The organism is Limnoglobus roseus (genome assembly GCF_008254045.1).
Taxonomy (GTDB): domain Bacteria; phylum Planctomycetota; class Planctomycetia; order Gemmatales; family Gemmataceae; genus Limnoglobus; species Limnoglobus roseus.
In genome coordinates, this window is record NZ_CP042425.1 from 6,380,232 (window position 1) to 6,396,688 (window position 16,457).

At 63.1% G+C, this 16,457-nt stretch carries 16 protein-coding genes; 3 read left to right on the forward strand and 13 right to left on the reverse strand.

Annotated features, from left to right (window positions below):
- From PX52LOC_RS26915 to PX52LOC_RS26940, 6 genes are all read right to left on the reverse strand, one after another.
- Complete coding sequence (locus PX52LOC_RS26915) at positions 1-885, reverse strand: serine/threonine protein kinase (RefSeq protein WP_149112992.1); 885 nt, start codon at positions 883-885, stop codon at positions 1-3.
- 12 nt (positions 886-897) lie between these two features.
- Entirely contained in the window at positions 898-1,833 is a 936-nt protein-coding gene (locus tag PX52LOC_RS26920; RefSeq protein WP_149112993.1) for a ferredoxin--NADP reductase, read from the reverse strand.
- A 109-nt stretch (positions 1,834-1,942) separates the two neighbouring features.
- A complete protein-coding gene (locus tag PX52LOC_RS26925; RefSeq protein WP_149112994.1) occupies positions 1,943-2,797 on the reverse strand; it encodes a sugar phosphate isomerase/epimerase family protein in 855 nt (284 codons plus the stop codon).
- Between the two features lie 38 nt (positions 2,798-2,835).
- A complete protein-coding gene (locus tag PX52LOC_RS26930) occupies positions 2,836-3,924 on the reverse strand; it encodes a sugar kinase (protein WP_149112995.1) in 1,089 nt (362 codons plus the stop codon).
- A gap of 162 nt (positions 3,925-4,086) precedes the next feature.
- Positions 4,087-4,305 (reverse strand): hypothetical protein, encoded by a 219-nt coding sequence (locus PX52LOC_RS26935; protein WP_149112996.1) that lies wholly within the window; start codon positions 4,303-4,305, stop codon positions 4,087-4,089.
- A 198-nt stretch (positions 4,306-4,503) separates the two neighbouring features.
- Positions 4,504-4,944: an HU family DNA-binding protein gene (locus PX52LOC_RS26940; protein ID WP_149112997.1), complete on the reverse strand. Its 441-nt coding sequence runs from the start codon at positions 4,942-4,944 to the stop codon at positions 4,504-4,506.
- Positions 4,945-5,123: 179 nt separating this feature from the next.
- Here PX52LOC_RS26940 and rph point away from each other — a divergent pair, with 179 nt between their 5' ends.
- Complete coding sequence (gene rph / locus PX52LOC_RS26945) at positions 5,124-5,867, forward strand: ribonuclease PH (RefSeq protein ID WP_149112998.1); 744 nt, start codon at positions 5,124-5,126, stop codon at positions 5,865-5,867.
- 6 nt (positions 5,868-5,873) lie between these two features.
- Here the strand turns inward: rph and PX52LOC_RS26950 are convergent, their stop codons facing one another.
- Positions 5,874-6,665 carry a hypothetical protein gene (locus PX52LOC_RS26950; protein WP_149112999.1) on the reverse strand — a complete coding sequence of 264 codons (792 nt, stop codon included), beginning with the start codon at positions 6,663-6,665 and terminating at the stop codon, positions 5,874-5,876.
- 103 nt (positions 6,666-6,768) lie between these two features.
- Between PX52LOC_RS26950 and trpS the strand changes: the two genes are divergently transcribed.
- Together trpS and PX52LOC_RS26960 are read left to right on the forward strand one after the other, a co-directional pair.
- Complete coding sequence (trpS, locus tag PX52LOC_RS26955) at positions 6,769-7,854, forward strand: tryptophan--tRNA ligase (RefSeq protein WP_149113000.1); 1,086 nt, start codon at positions 6,769-6,771, stop codon at positions 7,852-7,854.
- A 49-nt stretch (positions 7,855-7,903) separates the two neighbouring features.
- Positions 7,904-8,338, forward strand: a complete 435-nt coding sequence (locus tag PX52LOC_RS26960; protein ID WP_149113001.1) for a hypothetical protein — start codon at positions 7,904-7,906, stop codon at positions 8,336-8,338.
- Positions 8,339-8,342: 4 nt separating this feature from the next.
- Here PX52LOC_RS26960 and wecB read toward each other — a convergent pair whose 3' ends face one another.
- The 6 genes from wecB to PX52LOC_RS43455 form a co-directional block, all read right to left on the reverse strand.
- Positions 8,343-9,473: a non-hydrolyzing UDP-N-acetylglucosamine 2-epimerase gene (gene wecB / locus PX52LOC_RS26965; RefSeq protein WP_149113002.1), complete on the reverse strand. Its 1,131-nt coding sequence runs from the start codon at positions 9,471-9,473 to the stop codon at positions 8,343-8,345.
- Between the two features lie 20 nt (positions 9,474-9,493).
- Positions 9,494-11,605: an alpha/beta hydrolase family protein gene (locus PX52LOC_RS26970; RefSeq protein ID WP_168219223.1), complete on the reverse strand. Its 2,112-nt coding sequence runs from the start codon at positions 11,603-11,605 to the stop codon at positions 9,494-9,496.
- A gap of 61 nt (positions 11,606-11,666) precedes the next feature.
- Positions 11,667-11,909 carry a hypothetical protein gene (locus PX52LOC_RS26975; protein WP_149113004.1) on the reverse strand — a complete coding sequence of 81 codons (243 nt, stop codon included), beginning with the start codon at positions 11,907-11,909 and terminating at the stop codon, positions 11,667-11,669.
- Between the two features lie 51 nt (positions 11,910-11,960).
- The gene (locus PX52LOC_RS26980) at positions 11,961-12,659 is read right to left on the reverse strand and encodes a YHS domain-containing protein (RefSeq protein WP_149113005.1); all 699 of its coding nucleotides are present in this window, start codon (positions 12,657-12,659) and stop codon (positions 11,961-11,963) included.
- A gap of 101 nt (positions 12,660-12,760) precedes the next feature.
- Positions 12,761-14,074 (reverse strand): SGNH/GDSL hydrolase family protein, encoded by a 1,314-nt coding sequence (locus PX52LOC_RS26985; RefSeq protein WP_149113006.1) that lies wholly within the window; start codon positions 14,072-14,074, stop codon positions 12,761-12,763.
- Positions 14,075-14,215: 141 nt separating this feature from the next.
- Positions 14,216-16,387 (reverse strand): hypothetical protein, encoded by a 2,172-nt coding sequence (locus tag PX52LOC_RS43455; protein ID WP_178132577.1) that lies wholly within the window; start codon positions 16,385-16,387, stop codon positions 14,216-14,218.
- Positions 16,388-16,457 lie beyond the last annotated feature (70 nt).

The window sequence follows — 16,457 nt, forward strand, 5'->3', positions numbered from 1 at the left end:
TTAGTAGTGGGGGTCTTCTTCAGCTTCGTCCGCGATCGACTTGAAGATGCGCATCTTCTTCATGTCCATCAAAATCTTGTGGAAGTTATCAGGCCGGTTCTCTTTCTTCTTCTCCATCATCTTGAGAACGAAGTTGGAAAACTCCGGCGTCACGTCGTCGTTGTACATGGTCAGCGGCGCGGGTTTTTCCCGAAGGTGCTTCTGCAACAGTTCGTCTTGGCTGGCGGCCCGGAACGGCTGCCGGCCGGTCGCGAGTTCGTACCACGTCGCTCCGAAGCTGTAAACGTCGGACCGGCCGTCGAGCGGCTGGCGGAGGATTTGCTCCGGCGACATGTAGCTTTTCGTGCCCTCGCGGACTTCCTTCCCGCCGAAGAGTTTCTCGAAGAAGCCCTTCTTCATCTTCTTGGTGATGGCGAAGTCGATGATTTTCGTCTGCCCGAGGGCGTTCACGAGGACGTTGTCGGCCTTCACGTCGCAGTGGACGTACCCGCCGGCGTTCATATATGCCAGCCCCGTCGCCATCTGCTTGAAGATCTTCCGCGAGTTGACTTTGATGAATTCCTTGTCCTTCGGGTCGCGGGACAACAGGCGGGGCCGTAAGCTCCCCGATGGGAAGAACTCCATGATGAAGTGCGGCGTCTGCATGTCCTTGCTGACCTTGAGAATGTTGATGACATTCTCGTGCCGCATCTTGATGCCTATCTCGGCCTCGTGAAACAACTGCGCTCGGTGCTGTTTGTTGTCCGCCTGCTCGGGTAGTAGCACCTTCATGGCGAAGTGCCGGTGGCTCGTCGGCTCGACGACTTCGTACACCTGCGACACCGCCCCCGTTTGAAGAAGCGACCGCAGCTTGTAGCCGTTGATCGTGGTTTTCATCTCCGACATTGCGCCCACCCCTTACCAGTATTCTTCGAAGTGGATGTTCCCCTTCAACTTCGTCGCGGCGTTGTCGGCCTGGAAGCCGCGCTTCTCCAAAATCTCGATCACGCCCGTCGGCTCCGGGTACTTCCGCGCGCCCGTCTCCTTGTCCTTCAACGGCACGCCGATCATCTTCGGGTTGCCGCAAAGGTAAACGTGCGTGGAAGCGGGGTCGAGTTTGTGGCCGACGTGCTCTTCGAGTTCGCCGCTGGACAGCAAGTCTTGAACGTACACCTTCTTCATCACCGTCGCTTCGCGCGTCGTGAGCGGCAGGTAGGTGTAGTTCGGGTATTGCTTCATCAGGCTTTCGTGCGTGTGCAGGTAGCCGAGGTCGCGCTTGAACCGCACGCAGCAGGCGTGGATAATCCGCCCCGTGTGCCCGTGCCGGAGCAGGTTCCACGTCATGTAGTTGTGCGGGGCTTCGCCGGTGCCGGTGCCGAGGAAGAGGACCGTGTCCGTCGGCTTCACGGCGGCCGTCGTGTAGTGGCCGACGATCTTCTCGCCGACCTGGATGCGGTCGCCCTCTTTCAGTTTGAACAACCGCGGCGTGAGCGCGGGCACGCGGCCCTCGCTATTCTCGCGGACGAGGACGATGTAGAACTCCAGCCAGTCGTCGTGGGCTAGATCTCGGAGTGGGCCGCCGAGGCGGTCTTTGTAAATCGAGCAGCTGATCGAGTACGACCGCCGGACGATCTTCGAAAGGTCTTCCGGCTTCAGGTGTTCGTGCTGGCACTCTTCCGCCCGCGGTTCCCAGTAGCCGAGGCCGAGGGTGCAATACTGGCCGGGGTGGTGGTCGTGGCGGGGGAAATCGGGCTTCACGCGGAGGATCATCAGATCGGCGTGGAGCATCCGCAACGAAACCACGGTCGCGTTGTACCGCGCCTGCCGAAGTTGGGCGATTTCTTCCGGACTCATGGGACGCTCACCCTCCGCCGCTCTCGGATGAAAGCGAACCGCCCCCGCCGGCAAGGGCGAGGGCGGAGGAACCCGCCGTTTTACTATACGAACGAGTGCCGTCTTGCCATCAGGCCGGCTTCTTGGTCGCGTCCTTCAGGTAGTCGACGCACTTCTTCACGTCGGCCGACGGGTCTTCCGGGTGGGCTTCGTACTCGATGCTGATGTAGCCGGAGAACTTCACGTCCTTCAGCGCCTTCAGCACGGCCGGCACGTCGAGTTTGCCGGTCGGGTCGCCGTAGGGCACATCGGTCTTCCGCTTGTTGTCGTGGTCCTTCAAGTGCAGGCCGAAGTTCCGCTTGCCCATCTCCAAGATTTGCTTGACCGGGTCGAGGTCGATGCCGAGTTGGGCCGAGCGGATGAGGTGGCCGGTGTCGAGGCACGTGCCGATCAGTTCGTTGTGGTCCTTGACGGCCTTCATCACCGCCGTCGCGTCGGCCCAACGGTGCATCTTGCCGCCGCCGACCGGCCCGTGCGGGTGAATGGCGATGGCGATCTTGTACTCCTCGCAGAGCTTGTCGAGGCTGTCGAAGCTGTCCGGATCGGGGTCGGCCGAGAACGCCTTGATGCCGAGTTCCTTGCCGAACTCGAACAGCTTCTTGTTCTTCTCGTGATTCTTCGAGAAGCTCTCGACGCCGAACGCGACCGGGGTCACGCCGTACTCGGCACACAGTTTTTTGGCGGCCGCGATCTTCTCCTTACTGCTGTCGGTCGGGAGGTGGCCGCGGTACAGTTCGGCGTACTTCAAGCCGACCCCCTGGGTCTTCTTGAGGGCTGACTCCAGTTCCTTGAAGTTGCGGAAGGTGTAGCTCTGGATGCCGACGGTCAGGCCGCCGAAGTCGTCGGCCGCGGCAGCGGACCGGGGCAACAGGGCCGAGCCGACGGCGGCCCCGGACAGCGCGAGGAAGGAACGTCGATCCAACATGAGAGGCTCCCACGGGAGAAGAGGAAACGGGGGGTGAATTACCGCTGCACGCGGGCCGAACCGCCCTTCGCGAACGCCTCGACTTCGTCGAGCGTGGCCAAGCTCACGTCACCGGGGTAAGTCGTCAGCAGCGCGCCGTGCGCCCAGCCCAGACGGAGCGCCTCTTCCGGCGTGCGGCCGCTAATGAGGCCGTAGATCAGGCCGGCCGCGAAGCCATCGCCGCCGCCGATGCGGTCGGTCACGTCAAGATGGCACGTCGGGCTGACGTACTTCTTGCCGTTCAGCCACAGAACCGCGCCCCAATCGTGGCGGTTGGTCGAGTGGACCTCGCGGAGCGTCGTGGCGACGGCCTTGATGTTCGGGAACTTCTTCACCGCGTTGTCGATCATGCCGAAGAAGATGTCGGAGTCGAGCTTCGACTCGGTCTGCTTCGTGACTTCCGGCCCCTGAATGCCGAGGCCCTTCTGCAAGTCTTCCTCGTTGCCGATGAGGCAATCGACATGGCTGACAATCTCACGGAGAACTTCGGGCGCACGGTCGGCCCCGCCAGCGACGGCCCAAAGTTTCGCCCGGAAGTTCAAGTCGAATGACGTGATCGCCCCGGCCGCCTTCGCCGCCTTCAGCCCTTCGAGGATCAGGTCGGCCGTCGTCGGCGAGAGGGCGGCGAAGATGCCGCCGGTGTGGAACCACTTCACGCCGGCGGCGAAAATCGCCTTCCAGTCGAAGTCGCCCGGCTTGAGCATCGACCCGGCTTCGTTGGAGCGGTTGTAGAAGACGACCGGCGCACGAACCCCTGCCCCGCGGTCGCTGTACACGGTGGCGATGTTCGGCCCGCGGACGCCGTCGTGGTCGAAGTATTTGAAGAAGGGCGTCACGCCACTCTCGCGAACCCGAGCCTGCACGAGTTCGCCGATCGGGTACTTCACCATTGCCGAGGCGATGCCGGTGCGGAGGCGGAAGCAATCGGCCAGGTTCGCGGCCACGTTGTACTCGCCGCCGGAAACGTGGACATCGAACGACCGACTCTTGCGGAAGGGCGTGATGCCAGGGTCGAGGCGGTGGACCAAAGCCCCGAGAGAAAGGAAGTCGAGCGCGCAGGCGTCCTGCCGGATGGGTAAGCTGCTCATGGCAACTCCGAGAGGGTTGAGTTGGCCGTGGAACCGGCCCTGCCGAGAAGTGTACGAAAGCCGGGGATCAGGAGCGAGTTGAGAAACGAGGGAACGCGAAGAAGCGGTCGGCCGGAACGCATTCCGGCCGACCGCTCGGTTCGATCAACAGCTTCCGCCGCGTTAGATACCGCCGTGGATGCGGGCGGGCGTCAGGTGGCTCGGCTGGTCGTTGAACCAGAAGCGCCGCCAGAACTCGCCGATCTGCCGTTGGTCTTCGGATTGGTTAATGAGTTGCTCCATCCGCACGTTCGGATCGGCGGCGTACTGGTTCATGAGGCAGCCCGTGCTGCCCGCCAAGCCACCGGCGATCACGGCCAACAGTACCAGCTTTCGGACCATAGCACGACCCCTCCCGTCGTAGTGCCGTCGGCCTGTGGGGCGGATCGGGCACGTCGAATATCCGTATCGGTTGTTATCATCGGCACAGTCGATACAGGACTTGAATCGGGACGATCGGCTTTTCGAAAAAGGGCAAAGTCGGAAATAACGACAGCCGACGTGAGGCCGGCTGTCGCGTACGCCGGGATAAGACTTTTCTCACCGGGGCTTGAGCGGAATCTCTTCCGGAGACTCCGCTGAGGTCGTTTCGTGTAGCGGTTCGCTGTCGAGGTCCGCGTGATTACTCGTGGGGCTGTGATTGGCTCCCGCGGCAACGGGTTCCGCGGCGGGCTTGCGGGTCTTGCGCTTCTTCGTGGCCACCTTCGCCTTCCGGACTTCGATCTCCATTTCCTTGCCGGGCTGGAAGTTAACGACATTCTTCGGCTGGACGTCCACGGCCTCGCCGGTCCGTGGATTTCGGGCCTTGCGGGCCTTTCGTTGCCGCACTTCGAAGACGCCGAAGTTCCTTAATTCGATTCGGCCTTCCGTGACCAGCGTGGCGATAATCGCGTCGAACGTCCACTGAACGATCTCCTTCGTCTTGAGCTGCGTCAAGTTGGCTCGTTCGGAGATCGACTTTACGATTTCTTTCTTGGTCACGTAAACCTCCACCGCGAGGGCTGAGAGAAAACGATGAGGTATCCGTCGTTTCAACTCTAGGCATGTCAAGGACTACTGTCAAGAATTAGATTGGTAAACTGGCACCCGGACTTTCTCCAATCGGTTAGACGGTAAGGGTTCGGCCTCCAATGGGTCGTGTGATCCGTAGAGTAGCGGCTATGGAACGCCCGCACGGCCGAAAACCAAACCAACTCCGCCCGCTGACCTTCAAGCGGAAGTACACCCGCAACGCCCCCGGCAGTGTGCTGGTCAAAGCGGGGAATACTGTCGTCCTCTGCACCTGCACCATCGCCAATAATGTGCCCGACTTCCTGGTCGGTAAGGGCCAGGGTTGGATGACGGCCGAGTACGGGATGCTGCCCGGTTCGACCAACAGCCGCAAGGCCCGCGACAAGGCGGGGAAGATTGACGGCCGCGGCGTCGAAATCCAGCGCCTGATCGGTCGCAGTCTGCGCGCGGTTGTGAACTTGGCGAAACTCGGCGAGCGAACCATCTGGATCGACTGCGACGTACTCGACGCCGATGGCGGAACTCGCACCGCGAGCATCACGGGGGCGTTCGTAGCCGTGGTCGATGCGCTCCAGTCGATTCGGACCGCCCTTCCCGCCCCGCTCGACGAGATTTTGACCGACAGCGTGGCGGCAATCAGCGTGGGAATTGTGGAAGGCGAAGAGCGGCTCGATTTGGAGTACGTGGAAGACCGCGATGCCGAGGTCGATCTCAACCTCGTGATGACCGGCCGTGGGACGTTCGTGGAAGTGCAAGGGACGGGCGAGGAATCGACCTACACTCGCAAGCAACTCGACCGCCTCGTCGACCTCGGCACCGCCGGGATCGCGGAGATCACGGCCCTGCAAAAAGCAGCCCTCGGCAAGCAGTGGCCGTTCAAACCGGTGAAATAACCACCATCACCGCTGAACCAGCCACATCATCTGCCCGCCGATTTCGAGTGCGTACTCCGGTTCGTCGATATCCTCAACCGGAGCCGCCACGAGCGTGAGTAGGCCGCCATCGCAGAGCTTGCGGATGCCCTCGTGAAACCCGAACACCGACAGATTCGCGTCGCTGCCGTTCGCCACCTGGAAGACTTCACTCAACGTCGCCGGGCGGGGTGAATCGCCCGCCGCCCGCCAATCAAGGTCCGCCAACACCGCGTTCGCCCACGGCACCAACCGTGTCATCCCCTGCCCCAGCGTGGGGGTCGCACACGCCACCCGTTGCAGGGCGGCATCGACTCGTTCGCTCAGGGCGTCGAGTCGCTTCATCATCTCGCGGGCGGTGTGGTCGAAGCGAAGCGAAAGTTGAGCCGCCTCATCGCGGGCCTGCGCCATCCAGACCGGCACACCGGCTCGCGTCTCGCCGATGACTTCTTGCAGTTCGCGGAGCACCGCCTTCGGCGAATCGTGGTCGTGCAGGTATTCCACCGCCTTCGGCAGACTTCGAACCCACTCGACGACGAGTCGGCCCTTCGCCTCGGTCCGGACGTGTTCCAGCAACCCCTGCGACAGCGCGAACCGTGCGGCAACCGCCGACGGTCCGACGCGGCTCGGGAACAGGCCGTTCAGTTTGCCCCATCGAAAGAGCCGGTGTTCGCCAGCGGAACTCGTGGCGACCTTCAGCGCGTCGAGCAGGTATTCGGACTGTTTTTCCAACTCGGCCACCGTGGCGGGGGCGGCCGGCGTGAGCAGGGCGGTTTCCATACCTCTCCCAACGGGCGATGAAATGCGGTCGAACCCGTCCTAATCTAACCGTGTCCGTCCTCGATCGTAAAGTCCAAGCCCGACCGGCCGCCCGGAGATAACGATGCCTGAAGCCCCTGCCCCACGACGCATCCTCAGTGGCGTGCAACCGTCCGGCAAGTTGCACCTCGGCAACTACTTCGGCGCAATCCAGCAGCACATTGCCCGGCAGGACACCGGCGAGGCGTTCTACTTCATCGCCGACTATCACGCCCTGACGACGCTGCGCGAAGCCGAAGCCCGAGAAGCCGACGCCGCTCAGAAGGCCGGGAAGAAGACCTGGAAGTCCGCCCGCGAACTGTTGGCCGAGAACGTCCGCGACGTGGCCCTCGACTACCTCGCACTCGGCCTCGACCCGGCGAAGGCGTGCTTCTACCGACAGAGCGACGTGCCCGAAGTCTGCGAACTCGCCTGGATGCTCGCGACCGTCACCGGCATGGGCCTCCTCGAGCGCGCTCACTCTTACAAAGACAAGGTGGCTCAGGGCATCGCCCCGGCAGTCGGGTTGTTCACGTACCCCGTGTTGATGGCGGCGGACATACTCATCGTGCGCTCGAACGTCGTGCCGGTCGGCCGGGATCAGGTTCAGCACCTCGAAATGACCCGCGACATGGCCGGGTACTTCAACCAGGCTTACGGCGAGGTGTTCCCGTTGCCGCAGGAGCAACTCGGCGAGACGCCGACCGTCCCAGGCACCGACGGCCGGAAGATGAGCAAGTCCTACGGCAACACCATCGAGATTTTCGCCGAGGGGAAGGCCCTCAAGACCGCCGTCATGGGGATCGTTACCGACTCGACGCCGCTCGAATCGCCGAAAAACCCGGACACCTGCAACGTAGCCACGCTCTACAAGCTCTTCGCGTCGGCGGAGGAAGTCGCAAACCTGGCCGCTCACTACCGCGACCCGCTGCTCAACGCCCACGAGCGGGAGGGAAAGCCGTTCGGCTACGGCCACGCCAAGCAGTTGCTCTTGAAGAAGATCGACGGCTACTTCGCCGACGCCCGACAACGCAGGAAGGAACTGCTCGCCGATCCCACCCGCGTCGAGGCCGTGCTGAAGGCCGGGGCGGCTAAAGCACGGGCGGAAGCGGTCAAGACGATGGAACTCGTCCGCCAAAGGGTCGGGATGCTTCCGCGGCCGGTGGCATAGGTTCTGTTACAATTCCGGGAGACGATTCGTGTTCGCCGGGGCAACTCCCATGTCGCCTGAAGAACTGCAATCGCGCTACGTCGCCGAGATCGAGAAGCGCGGCGTGGACGACAAGTACATCGACGGCGTCGAGGAACGCGAGTTAATGCAGATCGCCATCCAACACGGCTTCTCGACCGACCGCGCCCGCACGTTCCTGGCCGACGTGTGCCGCGAACGCGGGTACGTGATCGAGGCCGTCGTGGTGCAGCAGATTCGCGAAAAGTTGCTCGCGAAAGCCCGCCGCAACCGGGCCATCCGACAGAGCGCGTTCGAGAGCGTCGTCCGAGAAGCGTCGAACTTGGTCGGCTGTACGACCCGCACCGAGGGTGATGTTCGCAAACTCGTGATGACGACGATGGACGACAGCGGCATCGCACGCATCAAGAAGTGGTGGGGCGGCGATTGGTACTCGCGGATGAAGCGCGACCTCGGCCTCGCGTGACCCGTCACCGCCCGAGAAAAGTTGCGCACGTGTCGAGGATGCGCTGACTCGCCTTCCCGTCGCCGTAGGGATTCGGTTTACCGGTCATCGCTCGGTATGCCGCCGGGTTCGTCAACAACTCCGACACGCCACCCACGATCCCTTCGAACGACGGTCCAACTAACTTCACGGCCCCGACCGCGACGCCCTCGGGCCGTTCCGTCGTGTCGCGCATGACGAGGACCGGTTTGTTCAGCGTCGGCGCTTCTTCTTGAACGCCCCCGCTGTCAGTGAGTACGAGCGTGCATCGGCGGAAGAGTTCGAGGAACTCACGGTAGCCCTGCGGTTCGGTCAGAAAGACATTCGGCCGGCCGCGTAGGATGCGGTGAACAGGTTCGCGGACGTTCGGGTTGAGGTGGACCGGGTAGACGAACGCCACGTCTGGGAATTGGGCCGCGAGATGGGCGATCGCCGCGCACATCTGCTCGAACCCCGCGCCGAAGTTCTCGCGACGGTGGCCGGTGATGAGCACGAACTGCCGGTCGGCCGGCCACTCGGACAGCGGCACACCGGGCACGGGCGGCGGATTGGTTTCGATCTCACGAACCGCGTGAAGCAGTGCATCAATGACCGTGTTTCCCGTCACATGGACGCGGTCAGCCGGGGTGCCTTCGCCGAGCAAGTTGTCGGCCGCGGATTGCGTCGGGGCGAAATGGAGGGCCGCCAGGCGCGTGGTGAGTTGGCGATTCGCTTCCTCCGGGAACGGGGATTGCAGGTTGCCCGTCCGCAGTCCGGCTTCCACGTGTCCGACCGGGATGCGACGGTAGAACGCCGCGAGTGCGGCGGCCAAAACGGTTGTCGTGTCACCCTGCACCAGCACGAGATCGGGCTTTGAGTTCGCGAAGTGGGCGTCGAGCGTGGTGAGCGTTCGGGCGGTAAGATCGGCGAGTGTTTGACTCGGGGCCATCAGGTTGAGATCGACGTCCGGGCGAATCCGAAAGGCGTCGAGCACCTGATCGAGCATCTGCCGGTGCTGACCCGTTACGCAGACTTCGAGCGCGAAACGGTCGTCGGCTCGGCCCGCGAGGACGAGCGGCGCGAGCTTGATCGCTTCCGGCCGGGTGCCGAAGACGACGCTGATTTTTGGTGGTCGCATGACAGAGTATGCCACACTTTTCACGGCCGGTCTTCGACCAACCTCAGCCGCGGCTCGCCGGTGGTCTTTTGCAGTTGCACCGGCCACGCCCACGCCTCGCGGTCGGCCGGCTTCACGTGGAGCGTGACCGGGACCGTCGTCAGCGCGACCGCTTGCGGCACGTCGAGTACGCGGGCGACGTTGAGCAGGATCGGCCCGTCGCGGTGCGTCGTCGGCAAGTGCCACAAGTCCAGACCCGCCACGGCCGGTTCAAACAAACTGGCGTACAGCGCGATCCCGGCTGCGTCGCGCTCACCGTGCAGTCGCACCGGCACGTCTTTTAGCGATTCCGCGAGCGCCTGCACGGCCCGCCGGGTGTCCCAGACGCGCTGCCCGTCAAGCGTTTGCCCGAGGAGCGGGAACCGCCGACGGATCTGCGTGTCGTCGGTCGAACCATCAACGGCCCACCGCGTCGGCCCGATCCCCCGCGGGCAAACGGCGGCGAATGCGACCTTCTCCTGCTTCATCACGGCCGCGTTCTGGGCGAACTTCTTCTCGTCGCGTTCGATCGGCTCTTTGCGTTGCAACAACGCCGCGTACTCTGGCCCCAGATCGCGGCACCACGTCTGCCAGCCCATTTCGTCGAGGACCGACAACATGACATGCGTCGGCTTCGTGACTTCCGGCGAACTCATCACGAACAAGCGAAGCGGAATTGCCTCCTCCGAGACGAAATCGAACGCCTGCAACTTCACCCCGTTGTGAACGACCTCGCCGGCCGCCTTCACGCCCAGAGCCGGCGGCTGTTTCGCCCACCCCGAGAAGACCTTGTCCCGCAGGTCGGCCACGAGTTGGCCGCGCTTGTGCGACCACCACTCTTTCGTCACCGCTGATGATTCAGGCAAGTCGATCTTCGCGGGCTTAATGAACGAGTCCTGAATCGTCGTGTTAATCGAATCCTCGGGCGTCTTCGCGAGAACCTTCAACTGTTCCGGCGGCAACTTCGGCGGCAGGTCGTCCTCAACGGCAGCCGTGGTGTCGTTCTTCAGCCAGCGGTTCATCCACTTGTTGATGCCGACGCGGAGTTCCGGCGTGTCCTTGTGCGGGCCTTTGGTTTCGAGCAGTTGGAACTTCTCTTCCGCCCCGTACAGGGCGTAGACCTTTCGCACCTTGCCCGCGATCCGCCGGTAGCCGGCCACCGGGAAAATGTCGTCCGCGTCCGAGTTGCCGAGCAAGAGCGGCCGCGGGGCGATGAGGGCGGCGATCTGCGCGAAGTCCCAGCGGTACGTGTTTACCGGGAACATGCAGTCGCAGTGCCCGGCAATCACGCCGGCTTTCAGGCGGTCGGGCGAACCCGGTTGCGAACCGTCGGAAATGTGGGCCGTCAGGTCGGCGAAGCCCGCGACCGGCACGACGGCCTGAATTCGCTCGTCGGCCGCCGCCGTCCACCAACTCGTCGCCCCGCCGCCGGACCGGCCGGTCAGACCGATCCGCTTCGCGTCCACCTCGGGCCGCGTTTCGAGGTAGTCGATGGCCCGGATCGCGTTCCACAGTTCGATGCCCGCCGGCGTGTAACCGCGGGTGTGCCACCACCACATCTTCTCGCGGTACGTGCCGTGGTGTTGGCCGGGAATTTCGTGGAGTTGCAGCGTGTCGAGGATGAGGCAAGCGTAGCCGTGGGCGGCGAACCACGCGGGGTGGTACTGGTAGAAGACCTTGCTGCCGTAGGAGACCCCTTTCTCGACGACGTTGCCGTGGCCGCAAACGTATAGAACGGTGGGGGCATTCTTCACGTCCCCTTTCGGCAGGTACAAGTTCGCGGTGACGTACAGCCCCGGCATCGACTGGAAGTGCAGTTTCTCGACGCGGTACTTCTCAGCCTCCACCGTGCCGGTCACGACCGGCTTCAAGTCAGTGCGGGCGGGCATCGGCCAGAGGCCCATCATCTCCAGGTACTGCTGACGTAACGTGACCCGCCGCTTCTCCCAATCGGCCTTCGTGGTGAGGTCGTTCAGGCATTGATCCGCGATCTGCTTCGACTGGACGCGGAAGTAGTTGTCGATCATCGCACGGCCGGCCGAGAGGTCCGGCTGGGGATCGGCCGCGAGGGCGGAAACGGGGACGAGAGCGAGAAGGGTCAAGACGAATCGCATCGCGGAACTCCGTCGGGCGGGTTCCGCTGAGCATACCGTGAAGGGGCCGTCGAAGGAATCGTTAATCGACTTTGAACTGCGGTTCGTCATCGTCGAAAATCGGCATCAAGTCTTCGCCCGTGCCCGGCTTCGTGAGGACGGCGGGGGCGACCGGCGGCGCGGTGGGCGGGGCCTTGCCCGGTGCCGCCGGAACTTTGATCGCCTGCTTGCAAATCAAACAGGCGACGACGTTCCCCTGATCGGTGTCCTCGACCAGCATGAACTTCCGGCACTTCGGGTTCGGACAGCGAACGGCCGCGACCATTGTCCACCTCGTGCGAAGAGGGCCGCCGGAAAATTCGGCGGCCCGTTCGGTTTACTTGTTCTTCTTCTCGAAGGCATCCACGTACTTCTTCGGGTTGTCGTTGAACTCGTCGCGGCAGCCGGAGCAGCAGACGTAGTAGGTCTTGCCGTTGTAGCTGACGGCCATCGTGCCGATGCCGCCGGTGACGACGCACTCGGGCTTCTTGGACGCGGTCCCGCCGGCGAACGACTCGCCCTCCTTGGTGCCGGTCGCCTTGTACACATCGGTGAAGAGGCCCTTGCCCCCGGGTTGCTCTTCGAAGTTCATGGCCATCCGCACCCCTTCGCTCAAGGTGTTGATGGTGAGGCGGTGGGCGTCGCCGGTCTTGGGGTCTTTCCCTTCCAGTTTCAGCACGCCCCGCTTGAAGTCGCCGGTGTACACCTGCGTCTTTTTGTCCTTGTCGGTCGTGGTGAGCTCGTAGAGTTTCTTGTCAACGAGGTACTTCAACTCGCCTTTCGTGAAGGCCTTGCCGTCCTTCACCTCGATCTCGATCCAGGAATCGTCCTTCTTGAACTTCCAGCCCCAAGTCGCGGTTTCCTTCCACGACGACCCCTTGGCCGGCCGGGCGTCGAGGTTCCACTGACCGATGAACTCGCCGACGTCCTGGAGGGCCTTCTTCGCCTTGGCGGCGTTGGCCTTGTCGTCGGCCGTCGCCAGGCCGAAGAACATCCCCGCGAGCAGGGCGGGGACGAGTAACAAACGCCGGTTCATCTCGGATCCTCGGTATTGGTGTCGGGAGGTACGAAGTTCTGACGCCAAAGGGCCGGCGGCAGTTCCCCCGCCGGCCGGCCCCTTCCCTTTATATCACCCGATTACTCGGCCTTCTCGACCAGTATCGTGTGCGTGACCGGCGTTTTCGGCACGAGCGCCCGCACGGCGGCGTGGTTCGCGTCTTCCTTCGCCCAGAGGCGTTCCTGAATTTTGGCCAGCGCGGTTGCGATCTCGGGATCCTCTTTCGCCAGCCCCGCCAACCCGCGGTGGTTGGTGATGACGCTCTTGATCATGAAGGTTTGAAAGTGCTGTTGGTGGTTCACGGCCGTGTCGATCTTGGCGAAGGCGTCCGAGAGCGCGGTGGTCTCGAACGCCTCCGCGAGGTTGATCCCCTTCTGAAGTTCGTCCTTCGTGAACGTCTTCGATTCCTGGCCCCACGTGACCTTCAGCTTCTCGGCGGGGGCGTTCTTCACCTTCAGGGTGAAGCGATTGAACTCGGCGTTGAACGACAGGAACGGCAGGATGCTCCGCGTGCCGCTGGTCGCCCTCGCATCGCCGGTGAAGGCGAACGGCAGGCGGGAACTCTCGACCACGACCTTACCGCCGTCGCTGCTGGCAACCTTGTGACCGTTCTCGGCGGTCGAATCGCCGGTGAAGTCGATGGTAACGGTGCCGAGGTCGCCGTCGAGTTTCATCGCCCGGAGGAAGGCGGTGGTCATAATAAGCTGGCCGTTGGCGTCGGCGTGAACTCCGTCGGCCCCGCAGACGGCGTACTTCGGGCCGAGGTGGTCGGCGGTCTGGGCTTTCCGCATGCTATCGACCATCGCATCGTGGACATTGGCGAACGGCATCCCGGCGTCGTCGGCGATCTTGTGGGCGATGTCCCGGAGTTTGGCGAGCGTGGGGTTGTACATCTTCGAGCGCTCGGTCATCTCCAACTGATTCGGTCCCCGCCCGTAGAAGTAATCATCGACCGCTCCCGGCGACCCGACCACCACCGTGACGTTGGCCGCCTTGAGTTTCCTGACGATCTCCGTCAGCGGTTTCTCGTACCGGTCGCCCGTGCTTTTACTGAACCGTGAGTATCCGCCGTCGTTCATGCCATAGCAGAGCGTGACCACGTCGGGTTTGAACGGCATCAGGTCGTTGTCCATCCGCTTCGAGAACCCGTCGGCCGTCTCGCCGCCCCAGCCGAACTGAACGATGTGGGCGTCGAGGTCGGGGTAGCAGGCCGTGAGGTAGTCCGCGAGGAATCGACTGTACAGCTTCTGCTCGGTGATCGAATCGCCCACCACGGCGACGCGAACACCCTTCTTGAGTTCCGCCTTCTTGCCCGGCGTTTGTGCCAGGAGCGTGGAGGACAATGCCAGGAATACGATGCCGGACACGAACAACCGACGCGGGAACGGGGTCATGGGGAGGACTCCGAAAGGTGAGACGGAGGGTTCGACGGGACCGCTGTGAGAGGGTATGCGGATCGCAGGTGAATGCACACAAAAAAATCCGACCCCGGATCGGGATCGGATTCGGCAGTGCCCGAAAGGACAACAGTCGGTTTACGGCTGCCCGGGGCCACCGGGTCGCCCAGGCCCGCCGCCGGGTCCGCCAGGTCCACCAGGGCCACCGAAGCCACCACCATTTTGCTGATGGTGTTCCTCGATCGGCACGTCCAATCCGTAAGGCGGCACGATCCGCATCGAGCGCACCCACTTCTCGGCAAAGTCTTTGAATGCCAGTTGGTCGATCTCGTTCGGCTTCTGCCGGTCCATCAGGTTGAAGCACTTACAGAACGTCATGAGAACGAAGTTCTCGTCCAACCGCATATCCCGTGGCATCCGGCGAATCTCAGCGTAGAACTTTTGCATGCCTAGCAGCCGGTCGTGCGTGAGATGGTACATGAGTGCCCAGGAGGTGACCTCGGCCTTCATCTGGAGCTTTTCGCGCAACATCCGCTTGTTGCCCACTTCGTTTTCCATCGTGATCGTGCCCCCAGGAATGCCAGGGGCTCCAGGACCACCGGGGCCGGACGAACCTTCGCTACCAGGGGGGGGCTGACTGCCGGGCGGACCGGAACCCGGGGGGCCGAACCCGGGTCGCCCGCCGGGCGAGCCACCGACGGGAACACTTGTGTCGGCCTTCGGTCGTACCGGCGGCGGGTCCACATCGGCACCCGCCCGCACGGCCTCGAAGTAACGGTCCGTGAGGATGTTCCGCAGCAAGACCTCGGGCTTCGGGTTCAGTTCGTGCTTCGCTTCGAGCTGCTTGTACTCCCGGTGGAGGATGTAGTTCGGCGAGCCGTACCCGTGCGCCAAACCTGCGACCATTGCCGTATGACCCCCCTTGTCGTCGTGGGTGAACAGTGGGCCCTTCGGGTGTTGCATGAGGCTGCCCAGGCCCGATTCGAGCCAGTTCGGCAACTGCACGTTCTGCGGGAGGACGCCACTGGCGACGTAAAGCTGGCGGGTCGCTTCCCGGCTCATTGCCGACCCGTCCATTTCTTCTTCGAGCAACCGATCGACGAGCGCGAGGGTCATCATCCGGGTGATTTCGAGGGGCGGTTGTCTCTGCCCGCCAGTGGCGGGCACGCCCTTCAAGAGTTCCTCACGGCTCCACCCGTTCTTGTACGATGACCGTGCCAAGTCCGCGAACGCGGCCCCGAGGTTGTCCAACCGTTCGGGGGAAAGAACGACCAGGTTGTTCGTCGGCGAGTAAAAGGCGTCGGATTGAATCGCCAGCCCGTCGAGTTTCGTGCGGAGCGGGTAGACGTCCGCGGCGCGGTCGGCGAGAACGACCATCAACGTCTTGTCGGGAACGGTTAGCGCGATCCCCTGGAGCGCGTGCCAGAGGTAGAAGGCCTTGAAGTTCTTTTCCAACGCGGCCAACCGGCGGTCGAGTTCGGCCGGGTTGATCTGCCGTTCGCCCCAGTACACCAGCGAGTAGTGCTTGCTGTTCTTCACGCTCCCGGCCGATAGGCGCGAGCGCCACTCTTCGCCCTCCGGGGACGGCGTCGCGTCCTTTTCGATCTTGTCCGAAACCGCCTTCCAGGCCTTCGTGAAGTCGAGAATCTTCTGCGATGGAGTCTTGTCCTTGAGAACCTCGACGAGCTTCATCACTTCGTTCGCGTAATTGAAAGCGTCGTCGATCATTCCCAGGGCCAGGGCGTCGATCGTCATCTGGTAGATCGGCTCGAAGGTGCGGTTATTCGACCACCGCTTGTGGCTTTCGTGAATGGGCGTTTCGAGCGAGGTCTGCAATTGCCCGCGTGACGGTTCGCGGATCGGCTGGACCTGGATCGACGTGTTGTCTTGGTAGAGGTACGTGGTGCCGTACTTGGTGCGAACAGCCGCCAAACTTCCGGGGTTCGTCTGAGCGTTTACGGCCTTGTTCGGGTAGAGCGGCTTGAAGGTAATCGACCGGTACGGGGCCACCACGAAGATCGACTTCGCGGTTTCCGCCGACCGCCCCCCGGGTCCCATCGGGCCGAAGCCGGGCGGACCGCCTGGGGGACCGAAACCGGGACCACCCGAACTGCCTTCGCCACTGGAGCCCATGGGGACGGGCGGCGCCCCAGGTCCACCGCCCATCGGATCGAGCGGCGCACCCACGCCGTCGAGAATGACGCGGATGACGAGATAACCCGGCGTCAGGACATCTTTCGATGACTGGGCTTGAGCCGCTGGTGAACTTGCGGCCAGAGCGGCCCCGAGGATGAGGAGCCAACGTCGCATCGCGGACCTCCAACGAAATGATCCGGCAGTCTGCCGAAAGAGTGAGTCTGAAGACTATTATGGCCGCCCG